The following is a 20,134-nucleotide window of genomic DNA, read 5'->3' as shown; positions in this document are numbered from 1 at the left end:
TTATACACTGACGCAGGCCCATAAATGAAAAGTTTATCGTCATTTTTCCTACATGTGATTCACCGGGTGACTGTCCGGCGTAGCATTGTCTATGGTTTGGTTTTTAATGCGCTGCTGATGAGCAGTTTCTCTCAAGCGGGCGTGGCGATGGGCCTTACACGTGTGATTGTGACGGGTGACAAAAATTCTGGCAGTGTGCAGATTCTGAATAAAGGAGATCAACCCGCCTTAATCCAAATGTGGGTCGATAATAAAACGGCCGAGATGGATCAATCGCCTGACAAGATTAAGGTGCCGTTCGTGATTGAGACACCTGTTTTTCGCCTCAATGCAAATACTAATCAATGGGTTCGTATTTTTTACTCCGGCAAGGCCGGTCATGTTTTGCCCGATCGTGAATCCATGTTCTGGCTCAATGTGTTAGAGGTTCCACCCAAAGTGGAGGGCGACAGAGGAAAACAGAATAAACTGCAAATTGCATTTCGCTCACGTCTCAAACTTTTTTACCGGCCTGCGGGTATTCCTGCCAGCGCACAAGGTGTTGAGCAAAAACTGGCTTTTCAATTAGTGCCGAAAGGGAACAGTTATGTGTTACGTGTGACAAACCCGACCCCCTTTCATGTAACTTTCTTGTCATTGGCGCTGGGTGGAGAGAATAGCAAGCCAAAAGAGGACATTGCCCTAAATGTCGACGCGGTAGTCCCGCCCAAAGAAAGTGTTGATATCCCATTGAAAAATAATGAAAAACTCTCAGGTGTCAATAAAACGGTGTTCTTCTCTATTATTGATGATTTCGGTACCACAGTTGAGGGGCAGCAGGCACTGTGATGGCAGTCTAGTGTCAGAGCTGATTGCTGCGGTGAACTACACTATTGCCGGGCGAAAGAAACCTTACTGTTCATCAGAAAATTCCTACAAATCAATCGTGTGCATTTTTCCTTGCTTGCTTTTCCTGTTGGTCTCTCGGGCCACAAGTGATACCTTTCCAGAATCATTTTCGGTGGAATCATTTAAATAACCACCTATTAAGCAACTGCTGACATTTTCAGGGTCAATACACAGGTGTATTTATGACGCTTTATGATATTAAACCGCGATTCCAGGCGCTGCTGCGCCCGTGTTTGACTAGGTTGTATCAGCGAGGAGTGACCGCGAATCAGGTCACTTTGTTTACAATGGTCGCTTCACTGGTCGTCGGTTTTGCATTGGCGATATATCCCACACGAATGATGTTTCTCCTGCTCCCTTTGTTCCTGTTTTTCCGCATGGCACTGAATGCTATTGATGGCATGCTGGCCCGGGAATTTAACCAGCAGTCGCGTTTAGGGGCTTTACTCAATGAGATTGGCGATGTCGTGTCGGATATTGCGCTTTATCTGCCATTTGCTCTGCTTCCCTATGCGCATCCTGAATGGGTGATATTGGCCGTGTTTTTGGCCTTACTGACCGAGTTTTGTGGGGTAATGGCGCAAACATTGGGCCGACCACGGGGATATCAGGGGCCATTAGGGAAAAGTGACCGAGCACTATTGTTTGGCGCTTATGGGCTGGCGATTGCCGTGTGGCCAACGGCCTTGGTTTATTCCGGATGGTTGTTCGGTTTTGCCTCCGTGTTATTGCTGTGGACATGCATCAATCGCTGCCGAGCGGCGCTAAGGTCAGAGGCATAATATGAACTCAACATTGGCTATCAGTTTGGCGGTTATTTTTGGTCTATTGGTGATTGCCAGCATCATTATTACTGTTTTGATCCTGCGATATCCGGAAAAAGACTGGTTGGAGTTACGCCAGCGCATCACCAGTTGGTGGCTGATTATTATTGTCTTTGCCGTGGCGATGGTTAGCCCCAAATGGCTGTCGTTGGTTATTTTCGGTTTTATCAGTTTTCTGGCATTAAAAGAATTTTTAACACTGATTTCCACTCGTCGCTCTGACAACATTCCTTTGCTGTGGATGTATCTGGCTATTCCTGTTCACTATCTGTGGATTGGCATGGGCTGGTACGGCATGTTCGTTATTTTTATCCCGATTTATGCATTCTTGTTCTTGCCGGTGCGCATGGTGCTGATTGGTGATACCAAAGGCTTCTTACATGCGGCATCGAATATGCATTGGGGCTTGATGACCACGGTGTTTGCCCTAAGTCATGTGGCATTTTTGATGGTGTTACCCGGCGGTATTGGTGGGCAGGGGGCTTTGCTGGTGGTGTTCCTGGTGGCGCTGACGGAACTGAATGATATAGCTCAATATTTATGGGGGAAATCATTAGGCCGCATTAAAGTGACACCGACAGTCAGCCCTAATAAAACACTGGCGGGATTACTGGGGGGCGCGGCCACAACCATGGTCTTAGCGGGTATTTTGGGGCCGATATTAACACCCATGAATCTCACTTTTTCACTGCTCGCTGGATTGCTGATCGGGCTGACGGGTTTTTGTGGCGATGTAGTGATGTCGGCTGTTAAACGTGATCTTGGGGTGAAAGATTCAGGTAAGTTATTGCCCGGTCACGGCGGTATTCTTGACCGCCTGGACTCCCTCATCTATACCGCGCCGCTGTTCTTCCATTTTATCCGCTATTTTTACTATTAAGGGCTGGCCGTGAACCGACTATTGCGCTGGATTTTTACGTTGTGTGTGGCGTATCCGATAGTTTTGGTATGGCTGGGGGTTTGTGTCTGGCAGCGAAAACAGTTACCTCTCAAAGGGCCGGCAATTGTGGTGGCAAATCATAATAGCCATTTGGATATATTGACGCTGTTTACCTTATTTCCTCTCTCGACCTTATCGCAGGTTCATCCGGTGGCTGCTGCTGACTACTTTCTACGTAATCGCGCCATTGCCTGGTTTGCGATTAAAGTGATTGGCATTATTCCGGTGACGCGCGGTGGAGCAGGCAAGGGCAGTGACCCGCTGGCGGGGTGTATTGAGGCGTTATCAAATAACAAAATTGTGATTTTGTTCCCCGAAGGGACGCGCGGTGAACCGGAAAAATTCTCCGAATTTAAATCGGGTCTGTGGTATCTGAGCCGACAGTTTCCGACCACGCCAATAACGCCGGTGTATATGCATGGTTTGGGGCGGGCGATGGGCAAAGGCCAGCGTATTCCTGTGCCATTCTTCATTGATATTTATGTTGATAAACCTATCTATTTTCATGATGACAAACAGATATTCCGCACTGAATTACAGCAACGGTTTATCACTTTGCAACAGCTCGCTACAAGGAAAATGCCGTGACTCAAGGAAACCGTGTTGCTCAGGAACTGACATTTATCACCAGTGACAAGACATCATTATTCTACCGTTGCTGGCCAGCTCAGCATGGGCCGGCAAAACGAGTGATAGTGTTGTTTCATCGTGGTCATGAACATTCGGGGCGTTTGCAGCGCATTGTTGATGAGTTGATGCTACCCGATGTCACATTTTATGCCTGGGATGCGCGTGGCCATGGTCAATCACCTGGCCCCAGAGGTTATAGCCCAAGTTTGGCGCGTTCGGTGCAAGATGTTGACGAGTTTGTCCGTTTTGCTAGTGCTGATAGCCAAGTGCCACTGCGGGATATTATGGTGGTAGCCCAAAGTGTTGGGGCGGTGCTGGTTGCTACTTGGGTACATGATTATGCTCCAAAAATTCGCGGCATGATTTTGGCCTCACCGGCGTTTAAGGTGAAACTGTATGTGCCGTTTGCTCGCCCAGGATTAATGCTCATGCAGCGGTTTCGCGGGCTGTTTTACGTTAAATCTTATGTAAAAGGTAAGTTCCTGACTCATGACACCGCGCGGGTTGCCAGTTTCGATACTGACCCGCTGGTGAGTCGCCCGATTGCGGTCAATATCTTACTGGACCTTTATCGGGCTGCCGACCGAATTGTGCAAGATGCCGCAGCGATTACATTACCGACACAATTACTGATTTCCGGTGATGATTTTGTGGTGCATCGCGCGCCGCAGCAGAAATTCTATCAACGGCTGAGTAGCCCGGTGAAGGAACAGCATGTCTTGCCCGGTTTTTATCATGACACGTTAGGTGAGAAAGACCGCCAATTGGCTTTTGATAAGATGCGAGTTTTTATTGAGCGGCTGTATACCGAGCAATTACCTGCTCACAATTACAGCTATGAGGATTGCTGGAGTGCCAGTGCGGACTGCTATCGGGCGCTGCAAGTGCCGCTGAAACCCTATTCGCCTGAAGGTTTGTACTACAGCGCATTGCGTTACGGTATGAAAACGCTGGGCAGCAGTGCCACCGGCGTGCGATTAGGGTTCGAAACCGGTTTTGACTCCGGCAGTACGCTGGATTACGTCTATCGCAATCAGCCAGAGGGCAAGAACAAACTGGGGCGGTATATTGACCAGCAATACCTCAATAGTATTGGCTGGCGCGGTATTCGCATGCGCAAAGTGCATTTGCAGCAAACCATCCAAATGGCTCTTCAGCAATTGCGTGATAAAAACATGCCGCTGCGCATTGTTGATATCGCGGCAGGCCACGGCCGCTATGTATTGGATGCGCTGACTGACCAGTATGATGTTGAGCAAATTCTACTGCGTGATTACAGCGATCTGAATGTGGAGAAAGGGCAAGCCATGATAGCAGAGCGCAATTTGGCACAGGTTGCGCGGTTCGAAAAAGGTGATGCGTTTGACCGGGACTCACTGGCGAACTTGGCCCCGAACCCCACACTGGCTATTGTTTCCGGGTTATATGAGCTATTCCCACAAAACAACCTGATTCAGTCCTCATTGGCGGGATTGGCCACAGCAATTCCTGCGGGGGGAATGCTGGTTTACACCGGCCAGCCGTGGCACCCACAACTTAAAATGATTGCTCGTGCATTGACCAGTCATCAAGGTGGGCAGCCGTGGGTAATGCGGGTACGTAGCCAGGGGGAAATGGATGCCTTGGTTGAGCAGGCCGGATTTGATAAATGCCATCAACTGATTGATGAATGGGGGATTTTCACCGTATCTCTGGCGGTGCGTCGTGCTGATGACTGAGGGGGATAATAGGGTAACTCGCAAGCAACTCTGGCGGCGTGCCGTGCTGTGGTTGTTGCTGCTAGCCCCACTGTTTTTTATCAGTTACGGCCAGACCAATCACTTCACTGCCAGCCGCGCGGGGGTGGGCAGTGTGGTATATAGCTGGGAACATCATATTCCTTTTCTGCCTTGGACGATTGTGCCCTATTGGAGTATTGACCTGCTTTATGGCTTGTCGTTATTTATCTGTACTTCATTGCGAGAACAAACGCGTCATGCGCTTCGATTGATCATGGCATCACTGGTGGCGTGTCTTGGTTTTTTGCTGTTTCCACTCAAATTCAGCTTTGTTCGCCCGGTCACTGACGGGCCATTTGGCTGGCTATTTCAGCAACTTGAAATGTTTGATTTGCCTTATAACCAGGCACCGTCATTACACATTATGCTCGCTTGGTTACTGTGGCTGCGTTTTTGGCCACATTGCCAGGGAATATTGCGCTGGCTAATGACAGGTTGGTTTGCATTAATTGCAGTATCTGTTCTGGCCACCTGGCAACATCATGTGATTGATATTGCTACGGGCCTGGCTGCGGGAGTGATTGTCAGTTATCTCATCCCCATCAATAGCGGTTGGCACTGGCAGCGCCCTCATCGCTCATCTTTGAAATTGGCGCTTTGGTACGGCAGTGGGGCGTTACTGACGGGTGGATTGGCGTGGTGGCTGGGAGGCGGCGGCTATGTATTGGTGTGGCCGGCAATTTCTCTACTTGCCGTAGCCGCGGGTTATAGTGGCTACGGCCCGAGTGTATTCCAAAAAGGGCGTGATGGCCGAATGTCGCCTTCAGCCCGGCTGCTATTGTGGCCATATCGATGCGGAGCTTGGCTATCGATGTATGGGTTTACCCGCCAATTACCGCAAGCAATACAGGTAATTGATGGTGTATTTATCGGCAGTTACCCGCGACAGCCGCTATCACAAGCTAGCGCGTTGGATGTCACTGCAGAATTTTGCCGCAGCCGCTATAGCCGCAATAAACCCTATCAATGCTGCCCGTTAATGGATTTGGTGGTGCCTAATCAACAACAATTGGCGCTGGCTGTCGCAGCGCTTAATCAATTGCATCAACAACAGGGGACGGTTCTGGTTCATTGTGCGCTGGGAATGTCACGTAGCGCGTTGGTGATTGCGGCATGGTTACTTGATCAAGGGCGCGTTGCGACACCACAGGCAGCGGCTGAATTATTACGACAGGTTCGCCCGCAAGTGGTATTGCAGCCCCAGCATTTACAGGCTCTTGCGCAAAAGAGGAAAAAACTATGCTAAACAACCCAATAGCCGGGCAGGTGCTGACGATTCATCTTGCCAGTTGGCGTTATCTGGCTGCATTGACCTTGCCGCCGATAGTCTTTGCGCTATGGGGCGCTGATAGTATTGTCGCGGGATTATTATTACTGCTGGCGGGTGTGACACATTATTATTGCTGGCGCTTATGGCTTGATGAGCGGCTATTTGCATTGCTCTATACCCACGAACCACAAACAGCAGATTTTGATGCGGCATTAGCGCAGTTGTGGGGGAAAAAAACGGCGAGTGGGCGCACTCTCAATTCGCGGTGGCTGGGGGCGGCTAAACTATTGCGGCGCGCGATGATCAGCAGTTTATTATTATGGCTGCTGATGGTGGCCGGGCCATTGACTGATTTGATAGTTGTGCACTAAGCGGCATCAGCTCAGGGTATAATGAAACGGCACTGTATCAGTGCCGTTTTAATCAATGGGGGGGAACTGAAAGGGCTAACTATCTTTTTTCTTGCCAAAAATCTTCAGTAAGGCGCCAATGGCACAACCAATCACTACACCCAAAATGACCCATTCAGTAAATGACATATTCAGACCTTTTCATTTGTTTGGCCTGATTATATAAACTATTCCCTACTTGTCCATGTCTGGCCGATTTAGCCTTGATAACATTCCAGTGCTTACAGCTTCGCCAGCATCTCTCGCGTAACCAGCACAATACCACTGTCCGAACGATAAAAACGGCGGGCATCTTCATCTGCATTTTCACCAATGACCATTCCCTCTGGAATTGTACTGGCGCGATCTATTACGCAACGATGTAACCGGCAGGAGCGGCCCACATTGACGTCGGGTAGTAATACGCAAGAGTCTATATTGCAGAATGAATTGATTCGTACTCTAGAAAATAACACCGAGTTGACCACCACTGAACCGGAGATAAAACAGCCGCCGGAAACCAAGGTATTCATTGTCATGCCATGACTGCCGGAGCGGTCCTGAACAAATTTAGCGGGAGGCAATGGCTCGGCATAGGTGCGTATTGGCCAATGTGAGTCATACATATCCAGCTCTGGGGTAATCGCGGCTTGGTCGAGGTTTGCTTGCCAATAGGCATCCAATGTTCCGACATCACGCCAATAGTCAGGAGCATCTGGTGAGGAGGAAACACAAGACAGTGAGAACGGATGCGCCCAAACATGGCCCTGTTCAGTAATTTTCGGCAGAATGTCTTTGCCAAAATCATGGCTGCTGTTTTCGTCTGCATGGTCACTCTCAAGTAGACCAAACAGGAATTCTGCATTAAACACATAAATTCCCATACTGGCCAGACTGCTATCTGGTTTGCCCGGCAATGTGGGGGGATCATCAGGTTTTTCCCAAAACATTTTGACTTGCAGCTCTTCGGATACCTCCATCACACCGAAAGCCGTTGCTTCCTCCTTGGGCACTTCAATGCAAGCCACAGTACAGGCCGCGCCACTTTCAACGTGATCCAGCAGCATGCGCGAGTAATCCATCTTATAAATATGATCTCCCGCCAGAATCACTACATATTCAGCACGATAGCGACGAATAATATCCAGATTCTGGAAAACTGCATCTGCGGTGCCGGTGTACCAATGTTCCCGCCCCTGGCGCTGTTGTGCTGGCAATAAATCAACAAACTCATTCATCTCTTCACTGAGAAATGACCAACCATGTTGTATATGCTGAACCAAGGTATGAGACTGATATTGAGTTATCACGCCGATACGGCGAATGCCTGAATTAAGGCAATTTGAGAGTGCGAAGTCGATAATGCGGTATTTTCCGCCGAAGTGCACAGCGGGTTTTGCTCGGACAGACGTAAGATCTTTAAGGCGAGAGCCACGGCCACCTGCAAGAATCAAGGCTACGGCTTTATTGGGAAGTTGTCTGGCCGACATGACTCTGTCGATATCGCCTGCTTTCCGCATGTCAGACTCCTTATAATTTGTATGTATAGCCGCCGGATTATGGGCTATATCCATCAACCCTAATGCACTAAATATTGTCCGGATAATGACCGGATCGATAGAGCGGGTTTGTACCTCCTTTAAGTATTAATGTCGTCTATAACATAATCGGCTAATTATCGTTCTAACAATGAGAAGCGAATCAAGTTTAGCGCGTTCGGCGTTAAAATTTTTGCTGCCAAGTCTTATGCAAAGGGGATATTTGTTGCTTTTCCCACATTGTGAGGCCGGTGATCGTCAACCATACTCGGTAGGGCAAAAATATTCGTAGTTTTAATAAGGATATAAAATTATGACAGTAGCAAAAAAATGTTTGCGGCTATCCGCACTCACCTTGGTGCTGAGTAGTTTTACGGTCAGTGCTGCACCGGTTATTTCATCATCTAATGGTTACACGTTGGAGCGAGTGGTTATTTTGAGCCGTCATGGTGTCCGCTCCCCGACGAAACAAACACAGCTAATGAATGATGTTACTCCCGACAAATGGCCCCAATGGCCAGTAAAAGCGGGGTATTTAACCCCTCGTGGGGCCGAATTGGTTACATTGATGGGGGGATTTTATGGTGACTATTTCCGTCACCAAGGGCTGTTACCGGCGGAGTGTCCGGCTGATGGGGCCGTCTATGCTCAGGCTGATATTGACCAGCGTACCCGCTTAACGGGACAGGCATTTCTGGATGGTGTCGCACCGGGGTGTGGCCTGAAAGTACATTATCAGACTGATTTAAAAAAAGTTGACCCACTATTTCATCCTGTTGACGCCGGAGTGTGCAAATTAGATTCGGCGCAAACCCAGCAGGCTGTTGAAGAAAGGTTGGGTGGGCCGCTGAGTGAGCTGAGCCAGCGCTATGCCAAACCCTTTGCTCAGATGGGGGAAGTGCTAAACTTTGCGGCTTCGCCTTATTGTCACTCGTTGCAACAAAAAGGGAAAACTTGCGACTTTGCTACTTTTGCGGCAAATGAAATCAAGGTCAGTGAAGGGGGGACAAAAGTCTCATTGAGTGGGCCATTGGCGCTTTCATCGACGTTAGGTGAAATTTTCCTGTTACAGAACTCGCAAGCTATGCCTGATGTTGCCTGGCACCGCCTTAGTGGTGAAAATAATTGGGTCTCGTTATTGTCGCTGCATAATGCGCAATTTGATTTAATGGCTAAGACTCCTTACATTGCCCGTCATAAAGGAACGCCATTATTACAACAAATTGATACGGCATTAGTGTTACAGCGCGATGCCCAAGGGCAAACATTGCCACTGTCCCCACAAACTAAATTGTTGTTCCTCGGTGGGCATGATACCAATATTGCTAATATCGCCGGTATGTTAGGTGCGAATTGGCAATTACCGCAGCAACCGGATAATACACCGCCTGGTGGGGGGCTGGTATTTGAGTTATGGCAGAACCCGAATAGCCAACAGCGCTTTGTTGCAGTGAAAATGTTCTATCAAACAATGGATCAACTGCGAAATGCGGAGAAGTTAGATCTAAAAAACAACCCGGCAAGAGTTGTCCCAATTGCTATTGAGGGGTGTGAAAATGAGGGTGATAACAAACTTTGCCGACTTGATACTTTCCAAAAGAAAGTCGCTCAAGTGACTGAACCGGCGTGCCATATTTAAACTGAGGCAATCCGGGGTTGATTAATATCTGCCGGGTGAGTGAAAATCCCATGTTGCAATATAATGTTACAGCATGAGATTATTACCCACAGTCATTAACCCGAGTTTAATAATCGTCAGTGTAATATAGATAAAAACCGGGGCAACCTATTTGAAGCCGGCACGCCCCGGAAATAAGTGACGATTTTAATGATAGAGTGTTTCAATCAGCGGAGTAACTACAGTTTAAATACGTTAACCTAGTCTGACTAAATCAAAAGGCACATAGCGCTCACCGGTATGTTGTAACTCGACAACCCGCTCCCGCTCTGCCTGTACTGGTGCCATACCTTCGGCATGAATAGCTTTTGCTACGTCAATTTCCCCCGTTTGCGCGACCATAACACGTTTGCCAGGGATAATTTGGTTTCTGTTTCTGTCATAGACCTTAACCATATTAACCTCCAATAGTTATCTGATAAGATTCAATAACTGTCGGGTGCAAAATTCACATCTAAAATCAAACTAATATCTAAGATACAATCCTATTGCCAACACAAGAATGAACCACGTAAATAATTCCCATGCGCAAGCTACGCTCGATGAGGTCAATTTATTTCCCTCAGGTCAAACTATTATAGAGTTGATTTTCACTGTGCAAAAATGATATTTATTTTTTTACCGAGGATCAAGTCAAAAAAGTGTTTTTTTTGTCAGATACTGACAACAGATATAATGCCACATTGCAAAGAGGCGCTAACAACAGAAAGCTCGCTTTGTCAGCAGGCTTTCTGTTGTTAGCCATCGTCAGCAAGCTATAACGCTATATTAGCGATTTCTTCATTAACGATTCCAATATTTTTAGTGGAGATTGCTGAGGGTTCTTCATCCCTTCAACAGGTAGCAGAAACGTTTGTTCCAACATAAATTGGCCTCCCATCGCCGCATGGGGGGTTTGATCTGAAAAACAGATCCAACTACTACCCGGTGGGAAATCAATAGCCTCTTGTACACCATTTTTTTGATAATCAGCATCAGACTTCATTTTGTCATGTAGTTGCAGCATCAAATGATCGTAATGGCTACGGCGGCGCTTAGTTATCCCAATTTTATGCTGCAACCAACTGCTGACAGGGGAGTAGTTATCAAGTTGCTGTAAATAGCGGCTAGCCAATTGTGTAAAATCTTCACCAACACGCCATGAGCGAGGCTCATTATGAGGATTGATATTGGTAAAGATGCGGATGATTCGCTCACCATAATTAGGTCGGGAAGGGAAAGCATCAACATGCAAACGGCTATCATCCTTACGCCAGGATGTTTTATCGCGCCAGGCGGTAACTGGATGCAAACGTAGGCTGTTGGTCGGGCTGTGCAGTGCCGAAGTATATTCTGGCAATAACTGGCTCACCAGACTGAGGCAGCTTTGATAGTAGCGCTCAAGTAACTGGTGAGTTAATGCCACTTTGCTTTCATCAGTGACACCCGTTAGTGTGCCGTCCAGTGGTTTGAAGCTGATATTTTTACGTTTAATATCAACCAGATCAGGATAAAGCAATTGCTTTTCCTGTTCACTCAGTTCAAACGCCAGATGAGGTAGGAAAAGCACTTTACCTTGCTCCAGAGCCTCAATGGCACTGGAGTTTTGCGTATTGTTTTGCCCCCAATGGGTATAGGGGAGCGTAAGAATCGATGAATCTGACGCATGACTTTGATTATTACTCATCAACTATTCACTTCTAGATATTAATTATGTAAAGCATAACTCTTTATTATAGATAAAGTGAGGGATAGGGTGCAGATTTCAGATTTTACTTTCTTTAGACAACTGCACTAAAGGCGGCAACCGTCGCATAATTGGAGACGATTTTACAATTGATGTCTGGATTTCGGCGTGTTCTGACCAGCGATCAATAATTGTATCCAATTGCTCCATTGAATGAATATATAAACGGCTAACAAAACAATCGTCACCTGTCACTTTGTCACACTCGATACATTCAGGTGTTGACTGAATCATTTCCTCAGTTATATGCAACCTTCCTGCTAGAGGTTTGACTCGCACAATGGCTCGCAAGTTATAACCGAAGGCTTGTTGATCCAAATCTAGTGTGTAACTGCGGATGATATTACGTTCTTCAAGACGCCGTAGGCGTTCAGAGGTGCTGGGGGAGGAAAGGCTTACTTGCTGTGAGAGATCTTTAAGAGAGACCCGAGCATTCTTTGCTAAAATAGCTATCAATTGTTTATCAATCTTGTCCATGCCTGCCAGCCTTTTGTTATTAGAAACAATAAGTTCATTATAGATCTCATTTTAATATGTTAACGATATTATTCATAAATAATATAATGGTTTTGATAAATAAAAGGTGGCTTTGTTAGCGTCAGTTACATAGAGAAAAGCTTGGGATAACCGTCAGCATGTCATCACAGTTCATTCTGGACAAAGGAGATTTTGAAGCGCAGAGGTATCATACCCTACCGGGGATTTGGCAGGGCAGGGTAATGTTGGAGTCTCGGATTAATGTCTGATTGCAGAGGTACTCGCCAACGATGCAGTTTGGTTGGGCTCATTGGCGCGCAGAGACTTTTTTTGCAAATAGGCTAAATCATAGACATCGTAGAAATCTATTTCACCCTTATTACTAATAATATGTTTAAAGCGAATCTTAAAGTCATCACTGATATTTTTACTATTTAATATTTCATCAATTGCTTGTGTCGATAACGCACGGCTGAAGAACCACTCACCGTTATAGCAAACGCGTAAATCAAGAATGCCAATATCTTCAAATTTAAATACAGGCTTGATTTCCATCATCAGAATGGCGGACATCAAAACAAAGAAGATGGTAAAGGTAATCATATAACCCGTACCGAAATAGGGTGTTAAGTACATTAAAACTAATACAAAAAAGTATGATATCAGCATTGCGAGGCAAAGGTAGGGGTGTTTGTAGACAAAATCGCTGTTAAATTTTAACCGACCATCTCTTTTTTCTTTCAGATTTATTCTCGCGATGTCGTCGATTAATATTTTTTTAATTATGTCCATAATTATGACCTTGTGATTAATAACTCATAAAAGTTAAACAATAATGGTTTGTTATAGATTAGCATGAAAAGTTAATTTTAAGGTATATCAGTTTGATAAATTAGTTAGCAAAACTGTTATAGTTGGCTAGAGGGTAATGCCGATATATTATTTATTCATCAGGTGAAAACAATAGCTTGCATTGCTATTTCACCTGATGAGTTTTTATAGTCCGGGTAATTATCGTTCTGAACAACCTCAAGATGTCAGGACAATTTTACCAATATGTGTGCTACTTTCCATCAACTCATGGGCTTTAGCGGCGTCTTCCAGTGGGAACGTTTGAAATATTTGTGGTTTCATTTCTCCACCACTCAGCAATGGCCAAACCTGCTGTTCCAGTTCTTTGGCAATAAGCGCTTTTTCTGCCACAGTACGCGAGCGTAATGTAGATCCTGTGTGCGTCAGGCGTTTTAGTAGCATTAACATCAAATTCAGGTCTTTAGCATTCCCATTCTGAGTACCAATCTGGACAATTCGACCATTCATTGCTGCAGCTTCATAGTTACGTGCGACATAATCGCCAGCAATTAAATCAACGATAACATCAGCTCCTTTCCCTGCAGTGGCTCGTTTAGTCTCAGCAACAAAGTCTTCAGTGTGATAGTTAATGGCAATGTCAGCCCCTAATGTCAGGCAGGCTTGACGCTTTTCTTCTGAACCCACAGTAACAATGACTATTTTTGCACCGAATGCTTTGCTCAGCATTATTGCTGTAGTCCCTATACCTGAAGACCCTCCATGAATTAATACCGTCTCACCCGCTTCAAAATGACCGCGTTGGAATAGGTTGGTCCATACAGTAAAAAAGGTTTCCGGTAGCGCTGCTGCCTCGATTTCTGTCAGGCCCGGTGGGATCAACAAGGCATTGGTTTCATGTATGACGCAATATTGAGCATAGCCACCGCCCGCTATTAACCCACACACTTTGTCCCCAATTTTAAATCGTGTGACATCTGCAGCAACCGCGACCACGACACCTGCAATTTCTAATCCCGGAATATCTGAAGCCCCCGGCGGTGGCGCATATTGACCACGGCGTTGCATTACATCAGGGCGGTTAACTCCCGCGGCTGAAACCTTAACCAGTATTTCACCCGCAGCCGGCATAGGTGTTGGGCGCTTAACGGGGGCTAAGACTTCAGGGCCACCAGGCTGCGTAATTTCTATCGCGACCATGTTCGCAGGGAGATGAGTTAACGATGTCATAATATTCCTCTTGTAACATGAAGATACCGAATCAGAAGCTATGCGATGACTGAGTGATTATCTTAGCCCTGTAACGCAAATAATTCATGGAGTGAATGTGCTTAGCCAGTGACAAAGTTGCAAAGGGATATTTCATCCAATGAGAGCACAAGACAAAAAAACGCCCAACAGGGTGGGCGCGTAAATTTGCAAAGGAGTAGTACATGTATGACTTATTGCATGACAATAAGCGAGACTAAGAGATGTTTGGAACACATTGATACTAAGAATATTCCTCTTGATTCGATATAGGGATAAATCTGAAACTGCGCGCTAGTGCAAATGACACAATTTACCTCTTGCTTTGCCGTCAGACCTCACTTTTGTACTGCCAGCAGACCCGATACTGATAAGTTTCATTTGTCAGTAAATTATCGACATGCACACTGGGACTCCATGAGTCATCACCACCAACCCCCATATGAAAACCATCAATATTTAGCCAGGTCCCTGAATCCGGCTTAAGTAAGTGCTGATGGCTAGTTTCCATGAGTTGCTGCGTGCTGTAACGGCCGATACCAAAATGAAATTGTCCTGTTAATTGCCAATTTCCGTAATTTAACGTATTGGTTTTACAGCGCAGCCCATTTTCACTCGGGAATATGTAGGGGGTGTGCATCTGTTCGAGAGATCGGGCCCAATAACCATATTGTGCTGAGAGTTGACGATCAGGATAGTTTTCGTGTGGCCCTAGCCCTAACCAGCCAACATTTTCTGAAACATCCGATAATTGGCAGCACATACCGATTCTTGCGGGAGAAGGGAGCGAAGTGGCAATTTGAACCCGGACATCAATGGTCATTCGTCCTTGTTGATCAAAACGGTATAGCCAAGAGGTCCGTAATAATTGTTCTTCGGCAAACTCATAAATATATTCAGCACTGATTTGTATTGAATTGGATAACATATCTGCCTGTAATGACAAGCACTGCTGTTCCAACTGATACATTCCTGCCTTTTTCCAACGTTCAACCCAAGCATTAGGGTCAATTCGAGTGGCTTCACTGATACCAATATCATTATCCAGCGGCGCACGAACAAATTGATCGCGCAGCGGGGTAAGTAATCTATTTTTTCCACCCGCCCACCATTGCTCTAGCAAGCCGGTTTGGCGACTAAATAACCAGCGCTGGTCCTGATGAACCACAGTAATATGATGTGCATCCTGTTGCAGTTGGAGGGGATTGGGCGTAGTGGCGATCGTCAAGGAATTGCGGAAGACGGGTAACGAGTGTGGTAAATGCCACTGGTGCCAGGCACTGCGATGATTGCTTGGTGACCAAGGCGTCTGTTTTATCTGCCTTATCTCAACATTTAGCCATAAATCAGCCAGATTATTGATGGTTGGTAATGTCTCGGTTAAGGTGTAATGCTGTGTGCTTTCAGGTAATAGATCTAGCGGAAAGCCACCTTCCTGAACTAATTCACCTGCTGATTCGATACGCCAGTATAGATGCTCATTGTCACTATTCCTGAACAGATACTCACTGGAAACAGTGATGACCAGTGGTGTGGCGCTCACTAATGAAAATTGGAAGAACTGCTGTGCGCATTGCGCTTCATACAAACTTGGGTGAGGGCTTCTATCAGGAAAAACCAACCCATTCATACAAAATTGGCGATCGTTGGGGCTGTCTCCAAAGTCGCCACCATAAGCCCAATAAGACTGACTATTTTCATCACTACGGGTGAGACTTTGGTCGACCCAATCCCAAACAAACCCGCCTTGTAGCCGAGGATATTGGCGAAATGCTTGCCAATAGCGGGCAAACCCACCGAAACTGTTGCCCATGGCATGGGCATATTCACACAAAATTAACGGACGAGACTCATCCGGCAAACCAATCCATTTCTTTATCGCCCACTTAGGTACCGCAGGGAAGGGCTGATCTTCATCTACACGAGCATACATTGGGCAAATAATATCAGTTGCTTGGGTATTCGCTCCACCTCCTTCATACTGCACTGGCCGTGTAGAGTCATTGGTTTTTATCCAGCGATAGAGAGCATCATGGGTGGCTCCGTGACCTGATTCGTTTCCCAATGACCAAATAATAATACAAGGGTGGTTGCGGTCCCGCTGAACCATTCGCGTAACCCGTTCACTAAAAGCAGAAAACCACTGTGGATCGTCAGCAAGCCGGCCCATAGGCTGCATTCCATGTGTCTCTATATTGGCTTCATCAACAACATATAAACCGTAGTGATCGCACAGACGATACCACTGCGGATGATTGGGGTAGTGAGAGCAGCGCACGGCATTAAAGTTATACTGTTTCATGAGAATGATATCTTGCAGCATACTTTTTTCATCTATGGCCTGCCCAGTTAGTGGGTGATGCTCATGACGATTGACTCCACGAATCAGCACTGCTTTGCCATTGATTTTGAGTAGACCTTTATCAATGGTCACTTGCCGGAAACCGACATCATAGGCTTCTGCTTCTATCAGTTCTTGCTGACTATCAAGTAGTGAGACGACGGCTCGATACAGCGTAGGTTGTTCCGCACTCCATAAAAAAGGGTGCTCTATCCGCATTCTCAGGAGGGCACGATCGGTATAATTCCCTTTTTCATCAATAGGTTGAGTACCAAGATGATGTTGTAAAGTAGTGATTAGCTCATCTGCCAGCCAAAGCTGCACTCGGATTTGATAGGTCCCAGTCACTTGTGAATCATTGATATCAAGCGGTGAAATGTTAACGGCCGCCATCACATCTAAATGGGCAGAGGTAAATTCTGGCGATAAATGCGTCGAAATATGAATATCTCGTAAATGAATATCTGGTTTATGCAGTAGGCTGACATCACGGAAGATTCCGCTCATGCGCCACATATCTTGATCTTCCAGATAGCTACCATCACTCCAACGCAACACGAGAACGGCAATCCGGTTATCACCAGCCTTTAAGTAAGATGTAAGATCGAATTCAGCAGGTAGGCGACTGTCTTGGGAATATCCGACCCAGTTACCGTTACACCACAGGTGAAATGCTGAACTGACACCATCAAAAATAATGCGGGTTTGACCCGATGAGAGCCAATCGGACTCTAATGTGAAATTATACGAGTAGCAGCCTGTTGGGTTGTTCTGCGGTACCCGTGGCGGATTAACAGGAATAGGGTATTGCACATTAGTATAAATCGGGGTGTCATAGCCATGGAGTTGCCAATTGGAAGGCACTGGCATCGAGACAGCCTCGGGCAAATCTTGGTCGACCCACTCGTCGGGTACTAATTCTGGCCGTGTAAAATAACTGAATGACCACTGCCCATTGAGCAATTGCTGCTGTGGGGAAAATGCATCACTTTGAGCGGCATCGACTTCACGCCAACTGCGAAATGGAGGATGAGCTTCAAGGCGATTGTACTGTGTTACCTGCGAATTTTCCCAATCTCTGCGCAGCAAAATATGTGATAGGGCTGGTTTAATATGTTGTTGAACTGTTTGCTGTACTGTCATGTTTTCAGCCTTATCGTTTGCGAGAATGGGAGTATTTTCTATCTGCGCGGTTAGTTAATTGGAAAATGTTATGCGCTCACAATTTTATTGCTATAAAGATGAATTCCGTTGTAAGCAAAGTAAATAGCGGTTGATTAAATAGTCGAGAGTGATCGCATTTATTTATTTTTGTGCCGGGCAGGATTAAAAGGCGCTGTCGTCTGGCGTATTGTTAGCTCAGTCGTTAATGACAACGATTGAGAGGGTGGCTCAATTGTATGGTGTAATCTAACTATCAGACGGGAAACACTTTCTTCCCCTAATAACCTGAAATTTTGCCTGATAGTAGTCAGTGGCGGCTGAAAATAAGCGCTGTCTGCGGTGTCATCGTAACCAATAACAGAAACGTCGTTCGGTACATTGACATTGTATTCATGTAAAGCGCGCAGTACGCCCAGGGCCATTTGGTCGTTAGCAACTAAAATAGCGCTAAAAAGAGTATCACTGGCAATCAGCTTCCGCGTTGCCTGATAGCCACTTTGTGCATTCCATTCTCCATAGTAGACCGCTTGTGGCATCAGTGAGGCATTATTCAATGCCTCTAACCAGCCTTGGTGGCGTAATTGGGCTGAAATAGCGTCTTTTGGCCCAGATATCAGCACAATTTGCTGGTGGCCTAATGCTATAAGATGCTCGGCACCCTGAGCAGCACCTACTTTGGGATCAAATAAAACACTAAACGCACCATATTGTGGGTCTACATCGAGAAAAAGGACTGGAGTATCTGCACATTGTTCGGTGATTTTCTGGCTGCGCTTTGGCTTCAATGGAACATTAACTAAAATCCCGTCCACTCGTTGAGCCAGCAGCTCGTTTATGGCTTGTTGGCAGGCATATTCACTGTGGTCATCTACCATAGCAATAACGATGTTATACCCCAGTTCGCGAGCTTTTCTTTTTATTGCGGCCGCTATTTGCGACGGGGCATGCAAAGAAAGGTCAGTGGTAGCTAACCCGAGAGTCAGGCTATGTTTACCCGCTAACTGCTGAGCTACCCGGTTAGGGACATAGTTCAGTTCCGCCATTGCCAATTCAACTTTATTGAGGGTCTTAAGCGAGACATGAGGGGCCTGGTTTAAAACTCGCGATACGGTTTGGTAGGAAACACCAGCCTGGCGAGCAACATCATCTAAAGTGGCAGACTTGGGTTTCATGTATTTTTCTCAAGGATAGGTGACGGCTTATGATAGCAAACTCAAGGGATAAACTTTCAGCGCTACACAGCAAATAGAATTAAAACAGGCGATTGAAGATTTTTTTGTTCTTTTTACCCTGACAATAGACGAATGTTTGGGGAGTATTAACAATGTTTTTATTGATTGTTCTGCATAAAATCGAGCTACAAGAGTATAATAAATAGCTTTTTTGGTCTTATTTTAGTCATGCAAACGAGAATCTTCAGTTTACTCGCTAAAAAGAGTTGCTATTAAAAGCCGGTCATGAGTTAATGCGTCTCGGCCTGTGGTACAGACCTATTTATGCACGACATCTTGAGTAAAGTGGTTCATATTTAAAGCGTTATCGTTGATAGCTCTTCACTGACGAATTTCCTTCATAGTGCCTCCATAAGTAACGACTGATAGCCGGCTATAACACGCCCATGGTGGCAAAATTTTTTAATAAAGGAAATACACATGTCTAACATGATGAAAGGTCAGGTAAAGTGGTTCAACGAGTCTAAAGGCTTCGGTTTCATCACTCCAGCTGATGGCAGCAAAGACGTGTTCGTTCACTTCTCTGCAATCCAAGATCAAGGCTTCAAGACCCTGGCTGAAGGCCAGAACGTACAGTTCTCTATCGAGAACGGTGCTAAAGGTCCGTCTGCAGCAAACGTAACTGCAATCTAATTGGCCTTTGGCTGATTATAAAAAAACCCGCCAAGGCGGGTTTTTTATTTTCTAACGTGAGGTAAATTGAGTTTACTCACTCTTGTTTTGTTCCCCGTTAACGGCTTTCCCCTACATCCCCTCAGTGCGAATACACGCTTTTCTTCTTAAGTATATTCATCAAAAGCATACGTTTGATTGGTCGTAAACCTTATCATTCTCACCTAATTCTGTACTACACTAGCAACATTGATTTAATTGAAGGTAACATCATGAAAGTAAATGATCGGGTGACAGTAAAAACTGATGGCGGTCCGCGACGTGAAGGGGTTGTTTTAGAGGTTGAGCAGTTTAGTGAGGGCGTTATGTACTTGGTTTCACTAGAAGATTATCCAGCCGGTGTCTGGTTCTTTAATGAAATTGATAGCCATGATGGCACTTTTGTCGAGCCGCTTCACAAATAGCGCTATTCACCTTTTTATTTGCCGGGCGCGCGTCGCGTGGCAATAAAAAAACGGAGGAAGGTAAGAGCCTTGCCTCCGGTCTTGTTATCAGCCTTGCAATCATAGCTTGGCTGAATTACCTCTGA

The 20,134-nt window shown here is 46.0% G+C and carries 18 protein-coding genes; 10 read left to right on the top strand and 8 right to left on the bottom strand.

Annotated features, from left to right (window positions below):
- Nucleotides 1-24: 24 nt before the first annotated feature.
- The 7 genes from F0T03_RS13190 to F0T03_RS13160 all read left to right on the top strand — a co-directional run bounded on the left by F0T03_RS13190 (nucleotide 25) and on the right by F0T03_RS13160 (nucleotide 6,701).
- A complete protein-coding gene (locus tag F0T03_RS13190) occupies nucleotides 25-828 on the top strand; it encodes a fimbrial biogenesis chaperone (RefSeq protein WP_145554873.1) in 804 nt (267 codons plus the stop codon).
- A 242-nt stretch (nucleotides 829-1,070) separates the two neighbouring features.
- A complete protein-coding gene (locus tag F0T03_RS13185; protein ID WP_159678811.1) occupies nucleotides 1,071-1,670 on the top strand; it encodes a CDP-alcohol phosphatidyltransferase family protein in 600 nt (199 codons plus the stop codon).
- Nucleotide 1,671: 1 nt separating this feature from the next.
- A complete protein-coding gene (locus tag F0T03_RS13180) occupies nucleotides 1,672-2,592 on the top strand; it encodes a phosphatidate cytidylyltransferase (protein WP_145554871.1) in 921 nt (306 codons plus the stop codon).
- Between the two features lie 9 nt (nucleotides 2,593-2,601).
- On the top strand, nucleotides 2,602-3,240 hold the full coding sequence (locus tag F0T03_RS13175) for a lysophospholipid acyltransferase family protein (protein WP_145554870.1): 639 nt from the start codon (nucleotides 2,602-2,604) through the stop codon (nucleotides 3,238-3,240).
- Nucleotides 3,237-5,000, top strand: a complete 1,764-nt coding sequence (locus F0T03_RS13170) for a bifunctional alpha/beta hydrolase/class I SAM-dependent methyltransferase (protein WP_159678809.1) — start codon at nucleotides 3,237-3,239, stop codon at nucleotides 4,998-5,000. The genes F0T03_RS13175 and F0T03_RS13170 overlap by 4 nt, the downstream gene beginning before the upstream one ends.
- Nucleotides 4,993-6,306: a phosphatase PAP2/dual specificity phosphatase family protein gene (locus F0T03_RS13165; protein ID WP_159680866.1), complete on the top strand. Its 1,314-nt coding sequence runs from the start codon at nucleotides 4,993-4,995 to the stop codon at nucleotides 6,304-6,306. The genes F0T03_RS13170 and F0T03_RS13165 overlap by 8 nt, the downstream gene beginning before the upstream one ends.
- A complete protein-coding gene (locus F0T03_RS13160) occupies nucleotides 6,300-6,701 on the top strand; it encodes a hypothetical protein (protein WP_246169897.1) in 402 nt (133 codons plus the stop codon). The genes F0T03_RS13165 and F0T03_RS13160 overlap by 7 nt, the downstream gene beginning before the upstream one ends.
- A 260-nt stretch (nucleotides 6,702-6,961) precedes the next feature.
- On the opposite strand, the gene glgC is transcribed toward F0T03_RS13160, so the two are convergent.
- Nucleotides 6,962-8,239: a glucose-1-phosphate adenylyltransferase gene (gene glgC, locus F0T03_RS13155; protein ID WP_145554867.1), complete on the bottom strand. Its 1,278-nt coding sequence runs from the start codon at nucleotides 8,237-8,239 to the stop codon at nucleotides 6,962-6,964.
- A gap of 331 nt (nucleotides 8,240-8,570) precedes the next feature.
- On the opposite strand from glgC, the gene F0T03_RS13150 reads away from it, so the two are divergent.
- Nucleotides 8,571-9,896, top strand: a complete 1,326-nt coding sequence (locus F0T03_RS13150; protein ID WP_159678807.1) for an AppA family phytase/histidine-type acid phosphatase — start codon at nucleotides 8,571-8,573, stop codon at nucleotides 9,894-9,896.
- A 234-nt stretch (nucleotides 9,897-10,130) separates the two neighbouring features.
- On the opposite strand, the gene ydfZ is transcribed toward F0T03_RS13150, so the two are convergent.
- The 7 genes from ydfZ to F0T03_RS13115 all read right to left on the bottom strand — a co-directional run bounded on the left by ydfZ (nucleotide 10,131) and on the right by F0T03_RS13115 (nucleotide 18,873).
- A complete protein-coding gene (gene ydfZ / locus F0T03_RS13145; protein ID WP_162526948.1) occupies nucleotides 10,131-10,331 on the bottom strand; it encodes a putative selenium delivery protein YdfZ in 201 nt (66 codons plus the stop codon).
- A 367-nt stretch (nucleotides 10,332-10,698) separates the two neighbouring features.
- Complete coding sequence (kdoO, locus tag F0T03_RS13140; RefSeq protein ID WP_162526947.1) at nucleotides 10,699-11,601, bottom strand: Kdo hydroxylase KdoO; 903 nt, start codon at nucleotides 11,599-11,601, stop codon at nucleotides 10,699-10,701.
- Between the two features lie 78 nt (nucleotides 11,602-11,679).
- Nucleotides 11,680-12,138, bottom strand: a complete 459-nt coding sequence (locus F0T03_RS13135) for an Lrp/AsnC family transcriptional regulator (protein ID WP_145554864.1) — start codon at nucleotides 12,136-12,138, stop codon at nucleotides 11,680-11,682.
- Nucleotides 12,139-12,396: 258 nt separating this feature from the next.
- Nucleotides 12,397-12,930, bottom strand: coding sequence for a YlaC family protein (locus tag F0T03_RS13130; RefSeq protein ID WP_145554863.1), 534 nt, complete (start codon nucleotides 12,928-12,930; stop codon nucleotides 12,397-12,399).
- Nucleotides 12,931-13,167: 237 nt separating this feature from the next.
- Nucleotides 13,168-14,178, bottom strand: coding sequence for an NAD(P)H-quinone oxidoreductase (locus tag F0T03_RS13125; RefSeq protein WP_145554862.1), 1,011 nt, complete (start codon nucleotides 14,176-14,178; stop codon nucleotides 13,168-13,170).
- Nucleotides 14,179-14,527: 349 nt separating this feature from the next.
- Nucleotides 14,528-17,680, bottom strand: a complete 3,153-nt coding sequence (locus tag F0T03_RS13120) for a beta-galactosidase (RefSeq protein ID WP_159678804.1) — start codon at nucleotides 17,678-17,680, stop codon at nucleotides 14,528-14,530.
- 158 nt (nucleotides 17,681-17,838) lie between these two features.
- Nucleotides 17,839-18,873 carry a LacI family DNA-binding transcriptional regulator gene (locus F0T03_RS13115; RefSeq protein ID WP_159678803.1) on the bottom strand — a complete coding sequence of 345 codons (1,035 nt, stop codon included), beginning with the start codon at nucleotides 18,871-18,873 and terminating at the stop codon, nucleotides 17,839-17,841.
- 480 nt (nucleotides 18,874-19,353) lie between these two features.
- On the opposite strand from F0T03_RS13115, the gene cspE reads away from it, so the two are divergent.
- Both cspE and dsrB read left to right on the top strand, forming a co-directional pair.
- Entirely contained in the window at nucleotides 19,354-19,566 is a 213-nt protein-coding gene (cspE, locus tag F0T03_RS13110; RefSeq protein ID WP_002210893.1) for a transcription antiterminator/RNA stability regulator CspE, read from the top strand.
- A gap of 251 nt (nucleotides 19,567-19,817) precedes the next feature.
- Nucleotides 19,818-20,009, top strand: coding sequence for a protein DsrB (gene dsrB / locus F0T03_RS13105; protein ID WP_004701013.1), 192 nt, complete (start codon nucleotides 19,818-19,820; stop codon nucleotides 20,007-20,009).
- The last annotated feature ends 125 nt before the right edge of the window (nucleotides 20,010-20,134 follow it).

The organism is Yersinia canariae, from assembly GCF_009831415.1.
In the GTDB taxonomy this organism is placed as follows: domain Bacteria; phylum Pseudomonadota; class Gammaproteobacteria; order Enterobacterales; family Enterobacteriaceae; genus Yersinia; species Yersinia canariae.
Note: the sequence above shows the minus strand (reverse complement) of the source record. Positions and strands in the feature narration are given on the sequence as shown.